The organism is Curtobacterium sp. DN_7.5 (assembly GCF_022655355.1).
Classification (GTDB): domain Bacteria; phylum Actinomycetota; class Actinomycetes; order Actinomycetales; family Microbacteriaceae; genus Curtobacterium; species Curtobacterium luteum.
The window spans coordinates 945,568-967,011 of record NZ_CP093378.1; the positions used below are offsets into that span (position 1 = coordinate 945,568).

The window sequence follows — 21,444 nt, forward strand, 5'->3', positions numbered from 1 at the left end:
TGGTGCTATCCCTTCACGCCGGTGAGCGCGATGCCCTCGACGAATGCCTTCTGTGCGAAGAAGAAGATGACGACGACCGGGACCATGACGACGACGGTCATCGCCATCGTCATCGACCAGTCGGTGCCGTGCTGGCCGCGGAAGGTCGCGAGGCCGTACGCCACCGGCCACGCCGCCTGGTTCTCGGACGCGTAGAGCAGTGGTCCGTAGTAGTCGTTCCAGGAGTGGAAGAACATGAAGATCGCCGCGGATGCGATGCCCGGACGCGCCATCGGCACCACGACCCGCGCGAGCACGCCCCACTCGCTGCAGCCGTCCATCCGTGCCGCGTCCCCGTACTCCTTCGGGATCGTGAGGAAGAACTGGCGCAGCAGGAAGATGCTGAACGCGTCGCCGAGCAGGTTCGGCAGGATCAGCGGCCACAGCGTGCCGGTGAGGTGCAGCTCGGACCACATGACGTACACCGGCACCGCGGTGACCTGCGGGGGCAGGAGCATCGCCACGATGATGACCGTGAAGATCGCGTTCGCGCCCCGGAACCGGATCTGGGCGAGGGCGTACGCCGCCGGGACGGAGCTGACGAGCATGAACGCCGTCGCGAGCACCGCGTACAGCGCGGAGTTGCCGAACCACTGCGCGAGCGGCAGCTCCGTGAACACCCGGCCGTAGTTCGCGAAGTCGAACGGCTTCGGGATGATCGACGCCGTCAGCGCCTGGTTGCTGGACATGAGCGACGTCAGCACCACGAACACGATGGGCGCGATCGTCACCACGCCGAGCGCGACGAGGGCCGCGTGCTCGGCGATCCAGACGAGCAGGCTCCGGCGCGGACCGCGACCGGTGCCGGCCACACTCCCGCCGGGGCCGGGGCCGGGGCCGGGGCCGGGGCCACGGCGAGTGCGGGCGAGCGGGGACTGGGACACGGCGGTCATCAGGACTCCTCCGGCCGGAACACGCTGATCCGGCGCATCGTGAACACGAGGACGATCGCGGTGATCACGAACAGGACGACCGCCATCGCCGAGGCGTAGCCGAACTGGAAGTTCGCGAACCCGTGCTGGTAGAGCAGCTCGGTGTAGGTGAGCAGCGACGTGCCCGGGTACCCGAGCTGCGCGGCCGTCCCTCCGCCGATCGTCGCCTTCCCGGACGCGACCCCGGAGGCGACGGCCGCCTCCGTGAAGTACTGCAGCGCCGCGATCACCCCCGTCACGACCGCGAACCCGATCACCGGCGCGATCGTCGGCAGGGTGATGTGCCGGACCTGCTGCGGGCCGTTCGCGCCGTCGAGGGACGCGGCTTCGTACAGGTCGCGCGGGACGTCGAGGAGGGCTGCCAGGAAGATGATCATGATGTCGCCCATCACCCAGACGCCCATGATCACGAGCGACGGCTTCGACCACGCCGGGTCGTTGAACCACAGCGGGCCGTCGATGCCGAAGAACCGCAGGATCTGGTTCACCGGACCGGTTCCGGGGTTGAAGAGGAACACGAACGCGACGACACTCGCGACCGGTGGCACGAGGGCGGGCAGGTAGAACAGCGTCCGCCAGAACCCGGTGGCGGTCTTCGCCCGGCTGAGCAACCCTGCGACGAGCAGCGCGCACACGATGCGCACCGGCACCAGGATCACCACGAACCAGATCGTGTTGACCACCGCGGCACCGATCTGCGGGTCCTGCGTGAACAGGAAGCGGTAGTTCAGGAGCCCGACGAACTGCGGTTCCTGCAGCTGGTTGTACCGCGTGAACGAGTAGACGATCGATGCGACGAGCGGGTAAGCGAAGAAGATCACGAGGCCCGCCAAGGCCGGCGCAAGCATCGTCAGGGCGACGAGCCGACGTCGGGACTCGGCGGAGCGGCGCCGACGCGGTGGGCGCGCGGAGCCGGCCGCGGGGGTGGGAGCCGACCCCTTCGGGGAGGCGGGCCGGGAGGCGCGGGTGGGCCGCGCCTCCAGGCTGTCGGTTCCGGGGCTGGTGACGTCCGTCATCACGGACCCGCCAGCTGGTTCGCGTTGTCGATGTCCTGGTCGAGCTGCTGCAGCTTCTGGTCGAGGTTCCCGCCGTCCTCCTGGTACGCCTGCCAGAACTTCGTGAACGTGCCGATGTAGGCGGCACCGTCCGCCGTGCCGGGCGAGGTCATCGTGTCCGCGTTCCCCGCGACGTCGACGAAGGTCTTGTAGTTCTCGTCGACCTCCAGCTTCGGGGACTCGAGCGCCGAGGTGATCGTCGGGATGTTCTTCAGCCCGTTCGCCATCGTGACCTGCGCGTCGGTGTTCGTCGACAGGTACTTCAGCAGCGCCCAGGCGAGCTCGGGGTGCTCGGACCCCTTCGCGATGCCCGCGACGTTGCCCGCGATGTACGTCGAGCCGTAGTGGCCGAGGCCCGCCATCACCGGGGTGGGGGCGGTGCCGTAGTCGAGGTCGGGCTTCTGGTCCTTGATGAACGCGGTGCGGTACTCGCCGTCGATCTGCATCGCGACCTGGCCGGTCTGGAACGCGTTGTCGGCGGCGAACTCCTGCCCGAGGCCCGACGTGAACGCCTTGAGCTTGTCGTAGCCGATCTCGTCGACGAAGTCCTTCTGCCAGGTGATGAGCTTCTTCCACGCGGCGGACGTGCCGATCACGCTGTTGCCCTTGCTGTCGAGCCAGCGGCCGTCGATCATCGGTGCCCAGTGCTCGGGCGAGTTCTCGTAGAAGTCGATGAGCGGGTTGAAGCCGAGCTGCTTGATCGACCCGTCGGCGTTGTACGTCGTGAGCTGCAGCGCATCCGTCTTCAGCTCGTCGAGGGTCTTCGGCGGGCTCGTGATGCCGGCCTTGGCGAACGCCGCCTTGTTGTACATGAGCGCGCTGACGTCGGCCAACGCCGGGAGCATGCAGCGCTTGCCCTTGTACGCGGTGTACCCACGGACGGCCTTCGGGATGTCCGACAGGTCGACCTTGTCCCGGTCGATGTACGGCGTGAGGTCACGGAACGCGCCCGACGAGCAGAAGCTCCCCACGATCGCCGTGGAGTACGACAGCCCGACGTCGATGTTCTGCCCCGACGAGATCGCCTTCTGGAGCTTCTCGTCGTCCTGGCCGGCGTGGATGTCGACCGTGACGCCGGGGTTGGCCTTCTCGAAGCCCGCGACGGCGCTCTTCACGACGCCGGCTTCGCGCCCGGTGAAGAAGTGCCACAGGGACACGGTGCCCTTGAGGTCCTTCGGGGCCGACTCGTCGATGTTCTGGGCGCTCGACCCGGAACTGCAGCCGGCGATGACGAGCGCGCCGGTGGTGGCGACGGCGGTGGCGGTCACGATGCGCCGGAGCCTCGGACGGGTGAGTGACATGTGGGACTCGCTCTCTGCTCTCGCTCCGGTGGTCCGTCGCGGGGGTGACCGCGGTCGTCGGACCGCGGTCACCCCCGTTTCCGGGCGCGCCGAAGAGCCCTGGGACAGGGCCGGGTGGTGGTGCCTCGAGTGGTGCGGGTGGAGGAAGTGGTGCTAATCGAGCACCTGCGCGGATCAGGTGCGCAGGTGCGGGTCGGGTGCGCTCGCCGGTTCGGGTGCATCCTCGTTGATGCGGTCGACCCGGTCGGCGAGTGCGGCGCGGACGACGTCGATGAGGACGTGGCGCGCGCCGTGGAGGACGGGGGTGTCGGGGACGCCGGGCGCGACGACGGCCGTGGACCAGCGGGTGCGGGTCCGGAGCCATGCCGTCACGGCGGCGGCCAGGGCGGGACCGCCCGCGATGCCGGTCGGGCCGTGCAGCACGACCGTCTCGGGATCGGCGACGGCCAGCGCGGGCAGCACGTTGTGCCCGATGCGCTCGCCGAGGGCGGTCGTGAAGGGGTGCTGTTCCGGCAGTCCGGGCAGCTGTGGGAGCACCTCGCGCCAGTCGGCCGCGGAGCCGTCCGGTGCCGTGATCCCGTGTTCGGCGGCCAGCGCAGCGATCGCGGACTCGGAGATGAGGTCCGCGATGATCGTGGCCGTCGGGTCGATGGCGCGTGCGTCGGCGGGCACGCCCAGGTAGCCGATCTCGCCCGCGGCGCCGGACGCGCCGGTGTGCAGGCGTCCGTCGAGGTCGAGCGCCATGCCGAGGCCCTCCGCCATCCAGAACAGGGCGAAGGAGCCGACGGTCCGGCCGGCGCCGATGTTCCGTTCGGCGATGGCGGCGAGGTTCGCGTCGTTCTCGACGACGACCCGGACCCCGAGCTCGGCGGAGAGGGTCGCCGCCACACGCTCCCGCGGCCAGCCCGGCAGGCCGTCGGTGAAGATGAGGGTGTCCGTCGTGTGGTCGACCGAGGCCTGCACGCCGACCGCGACGGCGGTGACGAGGTCGGGGTCGGTGCCCGCGGCCGTCGCGGCGCGGGTGATCGCTGCCGCGACGATGTCGGTGCCCGGACCACGGACCTCGTCCGGGGACATCGTGTGGGTCGCCACCGGGTAGGCGCGGCCGAGGGCGTCGACCACGGTGGAGCGGACGTCGACGAGCTGGACGTCGACGGCGACCGCGAGGTCCCGGTCGGTGATCGCCTCGTACACGGCGGCACTCGGGCCACGGCGACCGGCCTGCGCTTCGGTGCCGGCGGCCCGGATGAGGTCGGCCGACTCGAGTCGGCGGATGATCTCGGCAGCGGTCGGCTTGCTGAGGCCGGTGCGCCCGGCGATCTCGTTGCGGGTGAGCGGTCCGTCGTCGAGGAGGAGCTCGAGCGCCGCGCGGTCGTTGAGCACGCGCAGCAGTCCGGGCTGTCCGGGGGTGCGTCCGCGAGTGCTCATGCGAGGACTGTAACGGACAACCTTCTTTACTGAAAGGTTTGTTCACAGATCCGAAACATGCGTTCCGCGAGGCGGAACGCACGAGACGCGGGGGCGTGGTGCGCGGACGGGAGGCACGGTGCGGGCCGGCACCGTGCCTCCCGTCCCGTGGGTGGTGCCGGACTCCGCCGCGCTGCCCGCACCTACGGCCGCAGCAGCACCTTGATCGCGCGACGCTCGTCCATCGCCCGGTAGGCCTCCGCGGTCTCGTCGAGCGGCAGCTCGAGGTCGAACACACGGCCCGGGTCGATCGCGCCCGAGAGCACGTCCGGCAGCAGCTCGGGGATGTACTTCCGCGCCGGGGCCATGCCGCCCGCGATCGAGATGTTCGTGTCGAAGAGGTAGCGCGTCCCGATCGTCGGCACGCCGTGCGGCACCCCGACGAACCCGAGCGCCCCACCAGGACGCACCGAGTGCAGCGCCTGGTCCATGCTCTCCTCGGTGCCGACCGCCTCGACCGCCGAGTCCGCCAGGTCGCCGCCGAGCAGCTCCCGGATGGCCGCGACGCCCTCGGCTCCGCGCTCGGCCACGATGTCCGTCGCGCCGAACTCGCGGGCCAGGGCCTGGCGGTCCGCGTGGCGGCTCATCGCGATGATCCGCTCGGCACCGAGGCGCTTCGAGGCCAGCACTGCCGACAGTCCGACGGCACCGTCGCCGACCACGACGACGGTGCGCCCGGGGCCGACCTGCGCCGACACCGCCGCGTGGTGCCCGGTGGAGAAGACGTCGGAGAGGGTGAGCAGCGACGGCACGAGGGCCGGTTCGACCGGGCCCGGGACCTTGACGAGCGTCGCCGAGGCGTCCGGGATGCGGACGTACTCCGCCTGCGCACCGCCGACCGGGTGGCCGTAGGCGTCGTTGCCGCCGAAGCCGGAGAGGTGGTCGCACCCGGTGGTCATGCCGTGACGGCAGGCCTGGCAGGTGCCGTCGTTCATGGTGAAGGGGGAGATGACGAAGTCGCCCTCCTCCAGGTCCGTCACGTCGTCGCCGACTTCGACGACGGTGCCGACGAGCTCGTGGCCGATCGGGCGCGGACGCTTCGTCTCGGTCACCCCGCGGTAGGGCCAGAGGTCGGACCCGCAGACGCAGGCCGCGACGACCCGCACGACGACGTCGTCCGGGGTGATGATGGTCGGCTGGTCGCGGTCCTCGACACGGATGTCCTCGGGGGCGTGGATGATCGCTGCGCGCACGGTGTGCCTCTTCCGTCGGGTGGATGTGGGGTGATCGGCCGGTCGACGTCGTCCGGGGCCGCATCGACACTACGCTCCTGCGGGTGGACGACGACCGGTACGGCAACGACGTCCTCTCGGGCGACTGGCGCTCGCGGGGCGTGAAGAAGGTGCGGCAGGTGCCGCTCGAGCGCGACATGGTCCTGGAGGACCCGGCGACGGGCTGGGCCGGGGCCGTCGTGCGGCTCGAGGCGGGCAACGTCGAGCTCGAGGACTGGAAGGGCCGCACCCGCTCGTTCCCGTTCACGGGGCAGTTCCTGCTGGAGGGTGAGCTCGTCACGCTGGGACGGCCGCAGGCGCCGGTCGGGCGCCGGGCGAGCGGCGGGACCGGTGCGGCTGGGCGGTCTGCCGCGGCTGCACCCATGGCCGGGAGGCCCGGTGCGGCCCCGGCGGTCCGGCACGCGTCCGACGGTGGTCGCCTCCGCACCGCGTCCGGTTCGTTCGCGGTCGAGCAGCAGCGCGCGCGAGTGGCGCTGCCGTCGCGGATCATGGTCGAGGGCAAGCACGACGCCGAGCTCGTCGAGAAGGTCTGGGGATCGGACCTCCGCGTCGAGGGCGTCGTCGTCGAGGAGCTCTCCGGCGTCGACAACCTCGCTTCGGTGCTGGACGAGTTCCAGCCGTCGCGCGATCGGCGGGTGGGTGTCCTCGTCGATCACCTCGTCCCGGGGTCGAAGGAGTCCCGGTTCGCATCCGCGGTCATGCAGGGCAGGTGGGGCGCTCACGTCCTCGTCGTCGGGCACCCGTTCGTCGACGTCTGGCAGTCAGTGAAGCCCGCGCGGCTCGGCCTCGAGGCGTGGCCGACGATCCCGCGCTCGATCGAGTGGAAGAAGGGCATCTGCCAGCACCTCGGGTGGCCGTACTCCGAGCAGGCCGACATCGCGCGTGCGTGGCAGCGGATCCTGGGGCAGGTGCGGACGTTCGCCGACCTCGAGCCGCAGCTGCTCGGCCGCGTCGAGGAGCTCATCGACTTCGTGACGGAGCCGCGGGTCTGACGACCGCGCACCGTGCGAGGCGGCGCGCGCCGTGGGGGCGGCGCGCGCCCCGTTACGGGAGCCGCCTCGGGGACGTGTGCCGTGCCTCCAGGCCGCTGCCTGCCGGGCGGAGCGTGCGAGGTTTCCCGCACGGTGCGAGCCGAACGACCTTGCACGGTGCGCGGGCCCTCGCACCGTGCCGGGCGGGGCGGCGCGCACCACGGGGCGGCGCGCACCACGGGGCGGCGCGCGTCCCGTTACGGGAGCCTTGGGTTCAGCCGGTCGTTGCAACACCACCGTGAATCGGAGCGTTGCGGATGGGATCGAGGCTGGAACACCGTGCGCGGGAAGCGCGGTTCTGGGAGCTATTGAGACAAGGTCTCGGGCGGACGGCGGCCTGTGATGCTGTCGGCGTGGACCGACGTCAGGGATACCGCTGGGTCAAAGCAGCCGGCGGACGGAATCCGTTCGCCCACAAGCCCCGCTCCGACAGGTACCTGAGTCAGGAAGAGCGGCTGCAGATCGCGGACCTGCGCCTCAGCGGCGCCGGCGTGCGCGCGATCGCGAAAGCCCTCGGCCGGGCACCATCGACGATCAGTCGCGAGCTCAGCAGGAACGCTGCAGCTGGCGGGTACTACAGGCCGTACTCGGCGGAGAAGCAGTGCCGTGTTCGAGCGCGGCGCCCGAAGCCCCGGAAGCTTGACCGGGTCGAGCTTGCGCTGCAGGTCGAGTTGCGGTTGGTGCGGAACTGGTCCCCGGAGCAGATCCGTGATGACCTGGCCAGGACGTTCCCGAACCGGTCGGAGATGCACGTGTCGCACGAGACGATCTACCAGTCCCTGTTCGTCCAGGGCCGCGGGCACCTGCGCGCTGACCTGCACAAACACCTCCGCACCGGCCGCGCGATCCGTCGGCACCGGGGCGAGCCGCGGCGGGCGTCGTGGTCGAAGATCCGCGACATGATCCTGATCAGCGAACGCCCCGCCGAGGCCGACGACCGGGCCGTCCCCGGCCACTGGGAAGGGGACCTGATCGTCGGGATCAACGCCAGGAGCGCGATCGGCACCTTGGTCGAACGCACCACCCGATACGTGATGCTGCTGCACCTCCCCAACGGACACAGCGCCGATGCGGTCCGCGACGCGATGATCCCCACGATCCAGACGCTGCCTGGGCATCTGCGTCGGTCGTTGACGTGGGATCAGGGCACCGAGCTTGCCCGGCACAAAGACATCACCCTCGCCACGGACCTCGCGATCTACTTCTGCGACCCGCACAAGCCCTGGCAGCGCGGCTCGAACGAGAACACCAACGGCCTGCTCCGGCAGTACTTCCCCAAGTCCACCGACCTCGCCATTCACAGCCCGGAACGGCTCCGCGAAGTCGCTGCCGAACTCAACGGACGACCCCGCAAGACCCTCGGCTATCGCACCCCGGCAGAAGCGTTCGAGCAGCTACTCTCGGACCCGAAACAACCACCCGTTGCGACGACCCCTTGAAACCGCCGAGCCGCCTCGGGGACGTGCGCCGTGCCTCCAGGCCGCTGCCTGCCGGGCGGAGCGTGCGAGGTTTCCCGCACGGTGCGAGCCGAAAGACCTCGCACGGTGCGCGGGACCTCGCACCGTGCCGGGCGGTGGTCGCACCGTGCGAGGCGGCGCACGCCCCGTTACGGGAGCCCGCCTCGGGGACGTGCGCCGTGCCTCCAGGCCGCTGCCTGCCGGGCGGAGCGTGCGAGGTTTCCCGCACGGTGCGAGCCGAACGACCTCGCACGGTGCGCGGGACCTCGCACCGTGCCGGGCGGTGGTCGCACCGTGCGAGGCGGCGCACGCCCCGTTACGGGGGCCCGCCTCGGGGACGTGCGCCGTGCCTCCAGGCCGCTGCCGGGCGGAGCGTGCGAGGTTTCCCGCACGGTGCGAGCCGAACGACCTCGCACGGTGCGCGGGACCTCGCACCGTGCCGGGCGGTGGTCGCACCGTGCGAGGCGGCGCGCACCACGGGGCGGGAGCCGGCGGCGGGCGCGGATCCGCGTCGCGTCGGTCCCTGCCGGCTCGGGCGCGTCGGCCTAGTCTTGGGGGATGGACGGCATCGACGGTCGCGTGCGCAGCGCCGTCGACGTGTGGCTGCGGTGGCTGCCGCGGTGGCAGATCGGCACCGCCCGCCCGCGAACGAGGATCTGCCGGAAGTGCACCGGTTCGCCGATCGCCCGCGCCGCGGGGTTCGGCCCCGACGTCCCGCACGCCGTCCAGCACGCACTGATCGGCCGGATCTCGACGATCATCGAGGACGCCGTCGACGACTACACGGCGAAGAACCTGCCCCTGCTGCAGCGGGAACTCGAACGGGCGGCTGCGCGCAAGCGGGAGGCGGGCTACCAACCGACCGAGGGGCTGTCGCCGGAGTTCCAGGGCCTCGACGTCGACCCGGAGCCGTCGCCCGGGTCGCCGTTCCTGTTCACCCTCGGGGAACTGACCGGCACGGGGGCGGGGGAGCAGGCGCCCCGGGAGCCCCTCTCGGACGAGGCGAAGGCGGCGCTCCGGCACGAGATCGAGCTCTCGGACGAGTGCGCCCGAGCGACCGGCACGGCCGTGTGCCTGGCGCTCGTCGAGCACCGGCCACGGATCGCGGAGGCGGTCGAACGGCTGGTCGAGCCGCAGATCGAGGCCCTCGTGTCCGACATGTTCCGCGGCTTCGACGGCTTCGGCGAGGAACGGCGCGACGGCCTGTTCTGACGTGCGGCGGGCGCGGGCTCGACCGTTCTGACGTGCGGCGGGCGCAGCCCGGATCGTTCTGACGTGCGGCGGCCGCAGCCCGGATCGTTCTGACGTGCGGCGAGCGCCGTCCTGACGGGCGACTGGGCCGGGGTCAGCGCCGGCGTGCTGCGCCCGGGGTCAGCGCCGGGGGAGCAGCGTCCGACCGGAGATCACGGTGCCGCGGAGCGACCGGTGCTCGACCGCACTCGTGGGGTCGTCGATGCGCCCGACGACGAGGTCGATCGCCTCGCGCCCGATGCGCTCGATCGGCTGCGCCAGCGTCGTGAACCCGATCCAGTCGTTCGCGAGGGGGTAGACGCCGTCGAAGCCGGTGACCGAGACGTCACGGGGCACCTCGACCCCGAGCCGGTGCAGCGCGTCGCAGACGTCGAGCATCAGGCGATCCGTCGGGCACATGAGCGCCGTGGCGCCGGACTCCCGCACGACCTCGGCGACGTCCGCGGCGACGTCCGCCGGTGGTCGCACGAAGCTCGCGTCGATGTCCACGACGGCGACGCCCAGGCCGCGGAGCCGCGCGACCATCGCCTGCGACCGGGCGTACTGCGTGAGGGCGTTGTCCTGTGGGACGGTCAGCACGACGACGGTCTCGTGCCCGGCGGCGGCGACCGCGTCGGCGATCTGCGTGCCACCGTCGGTCTCGTCGCAGTAGACGCTCGACAGCGCCGGGTGCAGTTCCGGCCGGCCGGCCACGACGGTCGCGATGCGTGGAGCGAACTCGGCGATCTCGGCAGCGGGCAGCAGTCCGGAGCACACCACGAGGCCGTCCACACGCATCGAGACGAGTGCTGCGAGGGCGGACTTCTCGTCCTCGACCCGGCCGACGCCGGTGGTGGTGACGACGCGGTACCCGAGCTCCGACGCGCGGCGCTCCATCACGGCGTGCAGCGCGGTGTAGACCATCGAGGACGCATCGCGGACGAGCATCCCGATGGTGTGCGTCCGACCGCGCACGAGGCCGCGGGCCATCGCGTTCGCGACGTAGCCGAGTTCCGCTGCGGCGCGTTCGACCCGCTCGCGCGTCTCGTCCGAGAACCGACCGGTGCCGGACAGCACCCGGCTGACCGCGGACTTCGACACCCCGGCACGCGCCGCGACGTCGAGGATGGTCGGCTGCGAGCCGCGGGCACCGCTCACGCGGTGGTCCGCCGGTCGCGTCGCGTCGCCACGGTGCGCTGGACGAGGCGGACGACCGCTCGCCACCCGACCAGGAACACCCCGAGCACGATCGTCGCGACGATGACGAAGGAGATCGGCAGCGGGTTCCCGTCCACGTCGCCCTGCCCGGTGGCGACCCGGATCGCGAGCCCGACGAACACGGTCAGGACCCACACGACGACGCCGGTCGGCCAGATGCGGAGGGGCCGGCCCCACGCCCCGCTCGAGACGTAGCCGATGGCCCACCCGGCGAGGAACGGGTACGCCGTCGTCCAGAGCGCCCCGGCGGTGTTCGCCTCCCCGTGGGAGGAGCGTCCGATGAGTGCGAACAGGACGACGAGGACGACGTCGACGACGGCTGCGAGCCAGCCCCAGGTACGTGTGGACACGCCTTCATCATCGCAGCCCCGGACGCGCCCACCCGTTCGTCGACCGGGTTGTGGACGACGTCCCACTGTCCACAGGCCGGACCAGCGGTGCCAGCTCGGAGCGCGGCCGTCGGACGATCGCGCCATGGATGACCACCGTTCCTTCCCACCCACGCCGGACTGCCCGGTGCTCCGGACGCCGCCGGATCGACCCGACGAGGCGGAAGCACTCCGCCGCCGTGCACGCAGCGGCGAGTTGCAGCGCATCGCACACGGACGGTACTGCGATGCGCGGCAGTGGCACAGGCTCCCACCCGAGCAGCGCCACCACGTCCTCGTCCGATCGCTCGTCGATCGGATCGTGCCCGAGTACGCGGTCTCGCACCGGTCGGCGGCCGTCCTGCTCGGCGTGCCGGTGCTCGGACAGTTGCCGGACCGGGTGCAGCTCATCCGGCGCGGACGTCGCTCCCGGACGACCAACGCGACGTTCGTCGTCCACGACGACCTCGATCCGGAGTCGCGCGACATCCTCCGGTTCACGGCGGACGGCCTGCTGGTCACCGGCTTCGTGCGGACCGCGGTGGACCTCGCCACCACCACGCCGTTCCTCGACGCGGTGGTCGCCCTCGATCGCGTGCTCGCGTTCGGGGTCGACCGGGATGCGATCGAGTTCGGGGTGGACCGACGGGCCTCCCGTGGTCGTCGGCGGGCGCGGAGGTCGCTGGCGTTCGCGGACGCCGCGTCCGGGTCCGTCGGGGAGTCGGTGCTCCGGGTCCGCTTCGACGAGTACGGCACGCCGCCACCCGTCCTCCAGCACCGGTTCTCGGAGCGCGGCCATCCGGACATCGTCGTCGACTTCTGGTTCCCGGAGCAGGGCGTCGTCGTCGAGTTCGACGGGGAGGCGAAGTACCGCGATCCGCAGCTGCGAGGTGGCCGCACTGCCGAGGACGTCGTCGTCGCGGAGAAGTACCGGGAGGACCGGCTCCGAGCGTTCCCGGACGTCACGGGTGTCGTCCGCGTCGGGTGGGCGGACCTGTGGCGAGAAGTCCAGCTGCGCAGCAAACTCCGGCGGGGTCGGGTGCCCATGACGCGCTGAGGGCGGGTCGCACGGTGCGAGGCGGCTCCGACGGTGCGAGGCGGGACCTCGCACGGTGCGAGGCGGCTCCGACGGTGCGAGGTTTCGCACACCGTGGGAGCGCCGGAGCATCGCACGGTGCGCGAAACCTCGCACCGTGCGGCGCCGGCGCCGGCGCCGGCGGCGGCACCGTGCGGCGGCGGCGGCACCGTGCGGCGGAGCGGCACCCGCACCCCCGGCACGACAGTTCACCCGACGGCGACGCCCGCGGCACCTCGCGTTCACCCACCGCCGCCACACTCAACGACGGCGCGGGAACGTTCCCGCACACCGGGCCCACGCACACCGGCCCCAGCGCCCCAGCGCCCCAGCGCCCCACCGCGCTCCCCGCACCCCACACCCCGTCCCCACACCCCGCCCCACACCCCTGTCCCCACACACCCCACGGAGGGAACCGACGTGAAGACCCGAGTCCTCGCAGGCCTCGCGATCGCCGCCGCCGCGACCGTCGCACTGTCCGGCTGCGTCCAGAGCGCGAACGCCGCGAACAGCGCCGCAGACGGCAAGACCGCCCTCACCGTGTTCATCAGCGGTGACACCAACGTCCAGGACCTCTGGGAGAAGTCGCTCATCCCGGCGTTCGAGAAGGCACACCCGAAGATCACCGTGCGCACGAGCATCGACCTGCACGGCGAGCACGACGCCCAGACGCAGGCGAACCTCGCCACCGCGGTCAAGGCCGGCAAGAGCGTCGCGTACGACCTCGTCGACGCCGGCTTCGTCACGACCGCGGGCAAGGCCGGGCTCATGGCGAAGGTCGACGAACAGGGCATCCCGAACCTCGCGGACGTCCCCGAGGCCACGAGGCAGCAGGGCGGCGACAGCGCGATCCCGTACCGGGCCTCGAGCGTGCTCCTCGCCTACGACCCGAAGAAGGTCAGCGACCCGCCGAAGACCCTCGACGACCTCCTCGCGTGGATCGAGGCCAACCCGGGCGAGTTCGCGTACAACTCGCCGTCCTCGGGCGGCTCCGGCGGCTCGTTCGTCGCCACGGTGCTGGCGAAGTACCTCTCCGCCGACGAGCAGACGACGATGCAGACCACGTACGACAAGTCGCTCGAGTCGAAGTGGGACAAGGGCTTCCAGGTCCTGAAGGACCTCGGCCCGTCGACCTACCAGAAGGGTGTGTACCCGAACGGCAACGACCAGGTCGTCCAGCTCCTCGGCTCCGGCCAGATCGCGATGGCACCGGTCTGGAGCGACCAGTTCATCACCTCGCAGAAGACCGGCATCATCCCGAAGTCGATTAAGGCCGTGCAGATCACGGACCCGTCGTTCACCGGCAGCGCGAGCTTCCTCGGCATCCCTGAGACCGAGCCCGCCGCGAAGAAGGCCGCCGCCGAGGAGCTCGCCGACTTCGTGCTGAGCTCGCAGGGGCAGCAGCTCGTCGCGACCGCCGTGTCCGGGTACCCGGTCGTCCCGCTCGACACACTGCCGGGGTCGGTCGCCGAGCAGTTCGCGGACGCGAACCCCTCGCAGCTCCGCCTCGGCTTCCAGAGCGACTTCGCCGCGGACATGAACGCCGCGTGGGACGCGAAGGTCCCGCAGTGACCCAGGTCGCCGACCGGGAGGCCCGTGGCGCGTCCGCCACGGGCCTCCCGCCCGCCCCCGGTCACGCCGGGGGAGCCGAGGACGCCACGGGTGCCGCGGAGACCGCCGCGCCGGGCACCGTCGACCGTCGCGCCGTCCGCCGTCGGCAGACCCGTCGCGCGCGGGTGACCGGGGTCGCCCTCGTCGCGGCGCCGGTGCTGGTCGTGGTGCTCTTCGTCGGCGTCCCCGTGGTGAACGCCGCGCTGTTCTCGCTCGGCTTCACCGGAGGCCTCAACGAAGCCCTGGCCGACATCGGGCAGGACGTCGTGCACGGGTTCTCGCTCGCCGTGTACGGCACGCTGCTGCGCAACCCGGTGTTCCTCCGCGACCTCGGAGCGACCCTGGGCGTCACCGCGCTGTCCACCGGCCTGACGATCGCCCTGGCCGTGGTCGTCGCGGTGATCCTGCGGCTCCGCGGCGGTCTCGTCGGCAAGACCCTCAGCGTCCTCGCCGTCGTGCCGATCTTCGTGCCGGTCGTCATCGCGAGCTGGTCGATCCTGACCTTCACGGACGCCCAGGGCTTCTTGCGGAGCGTCGGCGCCCAGGTCGGCCTGGAGTTCCCGGTGTGGGGCTACACGCTCGTGGCCGTGGTGTTCGGCAGCGTCTGGACCAGCCTGCCGTTCGCGGTGCTGATGATCGCCGGCGCGCTCCAGGGGACGCCGGACGCGCTCGTCGACGCCGCGAAGGACGCCGGGGCGAGCACCTGGCGGGTCGTCTGGCAGGTGCTCCTCCCGATGGCGCGGACCCCGCTCGTGATCGCGACCACCTTCACCGTGATCGGCGTCCTCGGCTCGTTCACGGTCCCGTACTTCACCGGTCCGAACGCCCCGACGATGCTCGGCGTCGACATCTCGAAGTACTTCCAGGCGTACAACCGCCCGCAGCAGTCCACGGCGATGGCGTTCATCGTGTTCGCCTTCGCCGCGGCCGCGAGCGTGTCCTACCTGCGCTCGACGGTGCGGAGCAACGCCCGCGAGCTCGCCGACACGAACACGGAGGCGAAGTCGTGATCCGACGCGTGACGGGCACCGCCCTGGTCTGGGCCACGGCGGCCGTCCTCGCCGTGTTCATCGTCGGCCCGCTCCTCTGGCTGGCCGTCCGGGCGTTCGCGACGAGCTGGACGTACCCGAACCTGCTGCCCGACGGCTGGACCCTGCAGTGGTGGTCGACCGTGTTCGAGGACCCGACGCTCGGCGTCGCGATCCAGAACTCGCTCGTGCTCGCGCCGCTCACCGTGCTCATCGCGGCCGCGGTGTGCCTGCCGGCGGCGTGGGCGATCAGCCGGATCGAGTTCCCCGGCCGCCGGGTCGTGCTCGTCGGGCTCTTCGCCACCAACGCCTTCCCGAAGATGGGGCTCTTCGTGACGATGTCCGCGATGTTCACGGCGCTCGGCCTCATGAACACGGTGACCGGCATCCTCGTCGTCCACGTGCTCGGGTGCGTGGTGTTCATGACGTGGTTGCCCGCGGCCGCGTTCTCCGCCGTGCCCCGCTCGCTCGAGGAGGCCGCCCGCGACGCCGGCGCGGGACGCTGGCGGACCTTCTGGACGGTCACGTTCCCGATCGCCTGGCCGGGCATCCTCGTCGCCGTCGTGATGAGCTTCCTCGCGTCCTTCGACGAGGCCCAGGGCACCTACCTCGTCGGCGCCCCGACCTACATGACCATGCCGACGGCGATGTACTCGCTCGTCCTCAACTCGCCGCGCCAGGTCTCGGCCGTGTTCGCGATCGCGCTGAGCATCCCGTCCGTGGTCCTCCTGCTCCTGGCGCGCAAGCACATCATGGGCGGCCGCCTCGCGGACGGGTTCCAGATCCGATGACCACCAGCACCAGCACCAGCACCAGCAGCACCAGCACGGAAGGCGACCCGATGACGGACGCGACCCTCCTGGCGGAACCCGCCCCGGGCCTCCAGGCAGCACCAGGCCGAGGCGGCGGACTCCTCGTCCGCGGACTCCGCAAGCGCCTCGGTGGCCGCGACGTCGTCGCGGGCATCGACCTCGACGTCGCGCCGGGCGAGCTCGTGTCGCTGCTCGGCCCGTCGGGCTGCGGCAAGACGACGACGCTCCGCATGGTCGCCGGGTTCCTGCCCGTCGACGACGGCACCGTCGCGATGGGCGGTCGGGACGTGACCGACACCGGTCCGGAGCGCCGACCGAGCGCGATGGTGTTCCAGAACTACGCGCTGTGGCCGCACATGACCGTCGCGCAGAACGTGGCCTTCCCGCTGCGCACCCGTCGCGTGCCGAAGCAGCAGACCGCCGAGCGCGTGCGGGCCGCCCTCGAACTCGTCGGGCTGAGCCACCACGCGACCTCGAAGCCGACCGCGATCTCGGGCGGCGAGCAGCAGCGGGTCGCCCTCGCCCGCGCGGTCGTGCAGGAGCCGGACGTGCTGCTGCTCGACGAACCCCTGTCGAACCTCGACGCGAAGCTCCGGGTCAGCGTCCGCGACGAGATCCGCCGCATCCAGCAGCGCCTCGGCATCACGACGGTGATCGTGACGCACGACCAGGACGAGGCCCTCAGCGTCTCCGACCGCATCGCGGTCATGCACGACGGCCGGATCGAGCAGATCGCGGCACCCGCGGACCTGTACGCGCGGCCGGCGACGGAGTTCGTCGCCTCGTTCATCGGCTCGACGAGCGCGGTCGGCGGACGCTTCGCGATCGGCCTCGACAGCCGTCCGGGCGACACGGTGCTCGTCCGGCCGGAGCAGGTCGAGCTGTGCGACGACTCGCCGCTCACGGCGACGGTGTCGCGGGTGCTCATGCGGGGCCACTTCGCCGAGGTCGTGCTGCGCGCCGACGACGACGAGCTCCGCGCGTTCGTCAGCGGGCCGCCGCCGTCGGTCGGCGACGCGGTCGGGGTGCGGCTCGGCGACGTGCTCGTCTACCGCGAGGGCGTGCTGGTCGGGGGTGCCCGGTGAGCGCGGAGGTCGCGGTCCCGGCGTCCGGGACCGCGCCGCAGGTCGGGGCGGGTCCGGTGGTCGGCTCCGGTCCGGTGGTCGGGTCCGGCCCGGTGGTCGGGTCCGGCCCGGTGGTCGGGTCCGGCCCGGTGGTCGGGTCCGACCCGGCCGGGAGGCACGGTGCGACCCCGCCACGGCTCGTCGCCCACCGCGGTGCGCCGCGCGTCCGGCGGGAGAACACGATGCCCGCCGTCGCGGTCGCGGAGGCGCTCGGCGCGACGACCATCGAGGTCGACGTCAGGCGGACGGCGGACGGCGTCGCGGTCCTGCTGCACGACGAGACCCTCGGCCGGATGTGGGGCGACGCGCGCCGCGTGGCCGACGTGCCGTGGTGCGAGGTCGCCCGGCTCGGCAACGGTCTCGACCGCATCCCGCGGCTCGACGCCGTCCTGGAGCGGCTCGACGGGGGCCGGTCCACCCTGCTCGTCGACCTCACCGACCCCGCCGACGCCGAGGTGGCCGCCCGGACGGTCGCGGCCTCGACCACGACGACACCGGTCGCCTGGTGCGGAGCGCCCACCGCGATGGCCGCGGTCCGCGCGGTCCTGCCCGAGGCCGACGTGTGGCTCGCGTGGGAGTCGCTCGAGCCGCCCACCGTCGACGACCTCGCGACGCTGACCCCGTCGACCCTGAACCTCGACGTGGCGTTCCTCACGCCGCGCACCGTGGCCGTCGCGCACGAACTCGGCCTGCAGGTCTCGGTGTGGACCGTCGACGACGCCGAACCCGCGCTGTGGGCGGCGCGGGCAGGCGCGGACTCGATCACGACGAACGACCTCGCGGCGCTGCACGGCGCGTTCGCGGCCGCGGAACGGGACGGCTGGCCGGAGCCCGAACGCGAGCCGACCGAGGCCGAGGTGGCCTCCCGCGCGCAGTCCCTCGCGCACCGCGTCGCCCACGAGGTGATCGCCTTCACCCGTGAGCACCCCGTCGGCGTCGTCGCCACGAAGGCGCACGCCGCAGACCTCGTCACCGACGTGGACCGCCTCGTCGAGCAGCACGTCCGGGGGCGGGTCCGGGCGGTGTTCCCGACGCACGGCTTCACGGGCGAGGAGTACGGCGAGGCACCCGGCGACCGTCACCGCTGGTACCTCGACCCCGTCGACGGCACGACGAACCTGGCGAACGGCGTGCCCTGGACGTCGATGTCGCTCTGCCTCACGCGCGGTGGCCGGCCGGTCGTCGGGGTCGTGGCCGACCCCTGGCGCGGCGAGGTCCTCGAGGCCCGACGCGGCCGCGGGGCCGTCCTCCGCGACCGGGTCCTGCGGCTCGACGACGACCCGCGTCCGCTCGCCGGTGCGGTCGTCGGCACGGAGCTCGACGGGCACCGGCCGTGGCCCGGGTTCGGGGCGTTCCTCGACGCACTCGCCGCGCGGGCCTGCACGCTGCGGGTGCAGGGCTCGGGCACGCTCACGATCGCGCAGGTCGCGGCGGGGCGGGGCATCGGGGGGTGCGTCTCGGCGTTCGACCCGGTCGACCACGGCGCCGCGGTGCTGCTCGTGCACGAGGCCGGCGGCGTCGTCCTCAGCCGCACCGGGCCGGTCGACGGGTTCCCACCGCTCGGCGAGCCGTTCCTCGTCGCGCACCCCGGCGCGGCCGACGAGCTGCACGCCGTCTGGACCGCGGCGCTCGGCGTTCTCTGAGTCGGCGTACAGGGAGCGGACCCCTGCCGCTCGTAGGCTCGGCATTCCCAGCACCGCCCCACACTCCCGAAGGAGCACGGACCATGGGTTTCCTCGATCGTCTGCTCGGCCGCCCCGAGCGACCCCGGCAGGACCAGAACCAGTGGGGCCAGCCCCAGCAGCCGCAGCAGCAGGGCTACCGGTACGGGCAGCAGTCGTACCAGGTGCCGGCCTCGTCGCCGACGTGGAGCTCCGGTGCGCCGGACGGAGGGCGACCGGCCTGGCAGTCGGGCGCACAGGCGGGCGCCGCGACCGATGACGAGCGCGCCGTCGAGCGCTACCGGTACCTGCTGCGCACGGCCCCGCCGGAGCGCATCGAGGAGGTCCACGCCGAGGCGTTCGCGACCCTGACGCCCGAGCAGCGCCGCATGGTCTACGACGAGTTCACGCGGACCGCCCCGGCCGGTGAGGCCCCGCGGGGCGACGACCCGCGCTCGCTGGCCCAGGCGGCCACCCGCTCGGAGATCCGGCAGCCCGGGTACGTGGAGCGTTCGCTCGGCGGGATGGGCGGCGGGATGGGCGGCGGGTTCGGCGGACGCCAGGGCCCCTCGTTCGGTCGGATGGTCGGCGCGTCGATCCTCGGGACGGTGGCCGGGTACGTCATCGGCTCGGCGATCATGAGCGCCTTCTTGCCCGACCCCGGATCGTTCGACGGCGGTAACGACGCTGCGGATGACGGTGGTTCGGGTGACACTGGTGGCGGGTACGACGAAGCGTCGGCCGACGGCGGCTCCGACTGGGGCGGTGACTTCGGCGGCGACTTCGGTGGTGACTTCGACGTCTGACCCGGTGTTCCGGCCCGCCCGGACCGTCCACAGGCACGCGGTCGCCCGCTGACATACTGGTATTCTCCATGCTCGACGAAGGAGCGACATGGCGATCATCGAAGCCACGGAGCTGACGAAGACCTACCGGTCGAAGTCGGGTCCCGTGCACGCCCTGGCCGGGCTCGACCTCGCCGTCCCGCAGGGGACGGTGAAGGCCCTGCTCGGTCCGAACGGTGCGGGCAAGACCACCACCGTCAAGGTGCTGACGACACTGATCACGCCGGACAGCGGTTCCGCGACGATCGACGGCGTCGACGTCGTCCGCGACCCGCAGGCGACCCGGCGGTCGATCGGCGTGTCCGGGCAGTACGCGGCGGTCGACGAGAACCTCACCGGGTTCGAGAACCTCGAGATGATCGGCCGGCTGTACCACCTCGGGCGGCGCACGGCCCGGCAGCGGGCGCGGGAGCTGATCGACGTGTTCGACCTGGCCGAGGCGGGTGACCGGCCGGTGAAGGGGTTCTCGGGCGGCATGCGGCGCCGCATCGACCTCGCCGGCGCGCTCGTCATGAACCCCCGCGTGCTGTTCCTCGACGAGCCGACGACCGGGCTCGACCCACGGAGCCGCCTCGCGCTCTGGGACGTCATCGAGGGGCTGGTCGCCGACGGCGCCACCGTGCTGCTGACGACGCAGTACCTGGAGGAAGCCGACCGTCTCGCGGACGACATCGCCGTCATCGACGGCGGGACGGTCATCGCCGAGGGCACGGCCGACCAGCTCAAGGCCCAGGTCGGCGGGCACCGGGTGGTCGTCACGCTCGTGGACGCGGCGGACGGCGACGCGGCCACCACGGCGTTGCGGCGGTACGGGGTCGGCGACGTCGAGGCCTCCGGCGACGGACGGACGTACGCGGTCGCGGTCGACGCCGGACCGAGCGCGCTCCAGCGCGTCCTCGCCGACCTCGGCGAAGCTGGGATCGAACTGCACGACGCGGGCATGCGCCGGCCCACGCTCGACGACGTGTTCCTCCGGCTCACCGGGCACGCCGCGACCGCCGACGAGTCCGACGACCCCGCCCCGACGAAGCCGGGTCACACGAAGCAGCCGGGCCGCACGAAGCAGAAGGAGTCGGCGCGATGACCGCCACCACCACCACGGCGCCGGGCCGGGCGCTCCCCGTCGTGATCACCGCACCCGCCGCCGTCTGGTTCGAGGACGGGTGGACGGTCACGAAGCGCAACCTCATCAAGATCAAGCGCTCGCCGGACATGCTCGTCTTCGCGGTCCTGCAACCGATCATGTTCGTGCTGCTGTTCAGCCAGGTGTACGGCGGGGCGATCGCCGTGCAGGGCACCGACTACACACAGTTCCTGATGGCGGGCATCTTCGCCCAGACGGTCGTGTTCGGTGCCACGTTCTCCGGCTCCGCGATGGCGCAGGACCTCAAGGAAGGCCTGATCGACCGGTTCCGGACCCTCCCGATGTCGGCGTCGGCGGTGCTCATCGGCCGGACGAACTCCGACCTCGTGCTCAACGGCATCTCGATGGTGATCATGATGCTGACCGGGCTCGCGGTCGGGTGGCGGGTGAACTCCTCCGCGCCGGAGTTCCTCGCGGGCGTCGGGCTGCTCCTGCTGTTCAGCTACGCGTTCAGCTGGGTGATGGCGCTGCTCGGCATGAGCGTGAAGACGCCCGAGGTCATCAACAACGCTTCGTTCATGATCCTGTTCCCCCTGACGTTCGTCTCGAACGCGTTCGTGCCGAGCGACACCCTGCCGCTGGTGCTCCGGGTGTTCGCCGAGTGGAACCCGGTGTCGTCGCTCGTGCAGGCCGCGCGCGAGCTCTTCGGCAACGTCGGGACCGCACCGGTGCCGGACATCTGGACCATGCAGCACCCGGTCGTCACGGTGCTCATCGGCATCGCGGTCATGCTCATCGTGTTCGTGCCGTGGGCCGTGAGCAAGTACACCCGCATCAGCGCGAAGTGACGCGGGATGTGGAGCCCGACAGGGTG

At 72.0% G+C, this 21,444-nt stretch carries 19 protein-coding genes; 12 read left to right on the top strand and 7 right to left on the bottom strand.

Features of this window, described 5'->3' with window-relative positions; all coding sequences use genetic code 11:
- Nucleotides 1–5: 5 nt before the first annotated feature.
- From MON03_RS04485 to MON03_RS04505, 5 genes are all read right to left on the bottom strand, one after another.
- Nucleotides 6–932, bottom strand: a complete 927-nt coding sequence (locus tag MON03_RS04485; RefSeq protein WP_242090750.1) for a carbohydrate ABC transporter permease — start codon at nt 930–932, stop codon at nt 6–8.
- The gene (locus MON03_RS04490) at nt 932–1,792 is read right to left on the bottom strand and encodes a carbohydrate ABC transporter permease (protein ID WP_242090753.1); all 861 of its coding nucleotides are present in this window, start codon (nt 1,790–1,792) and stop codon (nt 932–934) included. The genes MON03_RS04485 and MON03_RS04490 overlap by 1 nt, the downstream gene beginning before the upstream one ends.
- 194 nt (nt 1,793–1,986) lie before the next feature.
- A complete protein-coding gene (locus MON03_RS04495; protein ID WP_242090755.1) occupies nt 1,987–3,294 on the bottom strand; it encodes an extracellular solute-binding protein in 1,308 nt (435 codons plus the stop codon).
- A gap of 207 nt (nt 3,295–3,501) precedes the next feature.
- Nucleotides 3,502–4,755 carry an ROK family transcriptional regulator gene (locus tag MON03_RS04500; RefSeq protein WP_022903719.1) on the bottom strand — a complete coding sequence of 418 codons (1,254 nt, stop codon included), beginning with the start codon at nt 4,753–4,755 and terminating at the stop codon, nt 3,502–3,504.
- Nucleotides 4,756–4,937: 182 nt separating this feature from the next.
- Nucleotides 4,938–5,987 (bottom strand): zinc-dependent alcohol dehydrogenase family protein, encoded by a 1,050-nt coding sequence (locus tag MON03_RS04505; protein WP_242090758.1) that lies wholly within the window; start codon nt 5,985–5,987, stop codon nt 4,938–4,940.
- A gap of 83 nt (nt 5,988–6,070) precedes the next feature.
- Between MON03_RS04505 and MON03_RS04510 the strand changes: the two genes are divergently transcribed.
- The 3 genes from MON03_RS04510 (at nt 6,071) to MON03_RS04520 (ending at nt 9,726) form a co-directional block, all read left to right on the top strand.
- On the top strand, nt 6,071–7,018 hold the full coding sequence (locus MON03_RS04510; RefSeq protein WP_242090760.1) for a DUF3097 domain-containing protein: 948 nt from the start codon (nt 6,071–6,073) through the stop codon (nt 7,016–7,018).
- A 296-nt stretch (nt 7,019–7,314) separates the two neighbouring features.
- Nucleotides 7,315–8,496: an IS30 family transposase gene (locus MON03_RS04515; RefSeq protein WP_350355052.1), complete on the top strand. Its 1,182-nt coding sequence runs from the start codon at nt 7,315–7,317 to the stop codon at nt 8,494–8,496.
- A gap of 576 nt (nt 8,497–9,072) precedes the next feature.
- The gene (locus MON03_RS04520; RefSeq protein WP_175328579.1) at nt 9,073–9,726 is read left to right on the top strand and encodes a spermidine/putrescine ABC transporter substrate-binding protein; all 654 of its coding nucleotides are present in this window, start codon (nt 9,073–9,075) and stop codon (nt 9,724–9,726) included.
- A 159-nt stretch (nt 9,727–9,885) separates the two neighbouring features.
- On the opposite strand, the gene MON03_RS04525 is transcribed toward MON03_RS04520, so the two are convergent.
- Both MON03_RS04525 and MON03_RS04530 read right to left on the bottom strand, forming a co-directional pair.
- The gene (locus MON03_RS04525) at nt 9,886–10,902 is read right to left on the bottom strand and encodes a LacI family DNA-binding transcriptional regulator (RefSeq protein WP_242090762.1); all 1,017 of its coding nucleotides are present in this window, start codon (nt 10,900–10,902) and stop codon (nt 9,886–9,888) included.
- Nucleotides 10,899–11,312 carry a DUF3054 domain-containing protein gene (locus MON03_RS04530; RefSeq protein ID WP_242090764.1) on the bottom strand — a complete coding sequence of 138 codons (414 nt, stop codon included), beginning with the start codon at nt 11,310–11,312 and terminating at the stop codon, nt 10,899–10,901. Before MON03_RS04530 ends, MON03_RS04525 begins: the two co-directional genes overlap by 4 nt.
- A gap of 124 nt (nt 11,313–11,436) precedes the next feature.
- On the opposite strand from MON03_RS04530, the gene MON03_RS04535 reads away from it, so the two are divergent.
- The 9 genes from MON03_RS04535 to MON03_RS04575 all read left to right on the top strand — a co-directional run bounded on the left by MON03_RS04535 (nt 11,437) and on the right by MON03_RS04575 (nt 21,418).
- Entirely contained in the window at nt 11,437–12,387 is a 951-nt protein-coding gene (locus tag MON03_RS04535) for a hypothetical protein (protein WP_242090767.1), read from the top strand.
- A gap of 438 nt (nt 12,388–12,825) precedes the next feature.
- The gene (locus MON03_RS04540) at nt 12,826–13,977 is read left to right on the top strand and encodes an extracellular solute-binding protein (RefSeq protein ID WP_022904564.1); all 1,152 of its coding nucleotides are present in this window, start codon (nt 12,826–12,828) and stop codon (nt 13,975–13,977) included.
- On the top strand, nt 13,974–15,026 hold the full coding sequence (locus MON03_RS04545) for an ABC transporter permease (protein WP_242090768.1): 1,053 nt from the start codon (nt 13,974–13,976) through the stop codon (nt 15,024–15,026). The genes MON03_RS04540 and MON03_RS04545 overlap by 4 nt, the downstream gene beginning before the upstream one ends.
- Nucleotides 15,023–15,835, top strand: a complete 813-nt coding sequence (locus tag MON03_RS04550) for an ABC transporter permease (protein WP_175328584.1) — start codon at nt 15,023–15,025, stop codon at nt 15,833–15,835. Before MON03_RS04545 ends, MON03_RS04550 begins: the two co-directional genes overlap by 4 nt.
- Nucleotides 15,832–16,941 (top strand): ABC transporter ATP-binding protein, encoded by a 1,110-nt coding sequence (locus MON03_RS04555; protein ID WP_242090770.1) that lies wholly within the window; start codon nt 15,832–15,834, stop codon nt 16,939–16,941. Before MON03_RS04550 ends, MON03_RS04555 begins: the two co-directional genes overlap by 4 nt.
- On the top strand, nt 16,938–18,623 hold the full coding sequence (locus MON03_RS04560) for an inositol monophosphatase family protein (protein WP_242090772.1): 1,686 nt from the start codon (nt 16,938–16,940) through the stop codon (nt 18,621–18,623). Before MON03_RS04555 ends, MON03_RS04560 begins: the two co-directional genes overlap by 4 nt.
- 83 nt (nt 18,624–18,706) lie before the next feature.
- Entirely contained in the window at nt 18,707–19,447 is a 741-nt protein-coding gene (locus tag MON03_RS04565; protein ID WP_242090774.1) for a hypothetical protein, read from the top strand.
- An 88-nt stretch (nt 19,448–19,535) separates the two neighbouring features.
- Nucleotides 19,536–20,570: an ATP-binding cassette domain-containing protein gene (locus MON03_RS04570; protein WP_242090775.1), complete on the top strand. Its 1,035-nt coding sequence runs from the start codon at nt 19,536–19,538 to the stop codon at nt 20,568–20,570.
- Nucleotides 20,567–21,418 carry an ABC transporter permease gene (locus tag MON03_RS04575; RefSeq protein WP_242090776.1) on the top strand — a complete coding sequence of 284 codons (852 nt, stop codon included), beginning with the start codon at nt 20,567–20,569 and terminating at the stop codon, nt 21,416–21,418. The genes MON03_RS04570 and MON03_RS04575 overlap by 4 nt, the downstream gene beginning before the upstream one ends.
- Nucleotides 21,419–21,444: the final 26 nt, after the last annotated feature.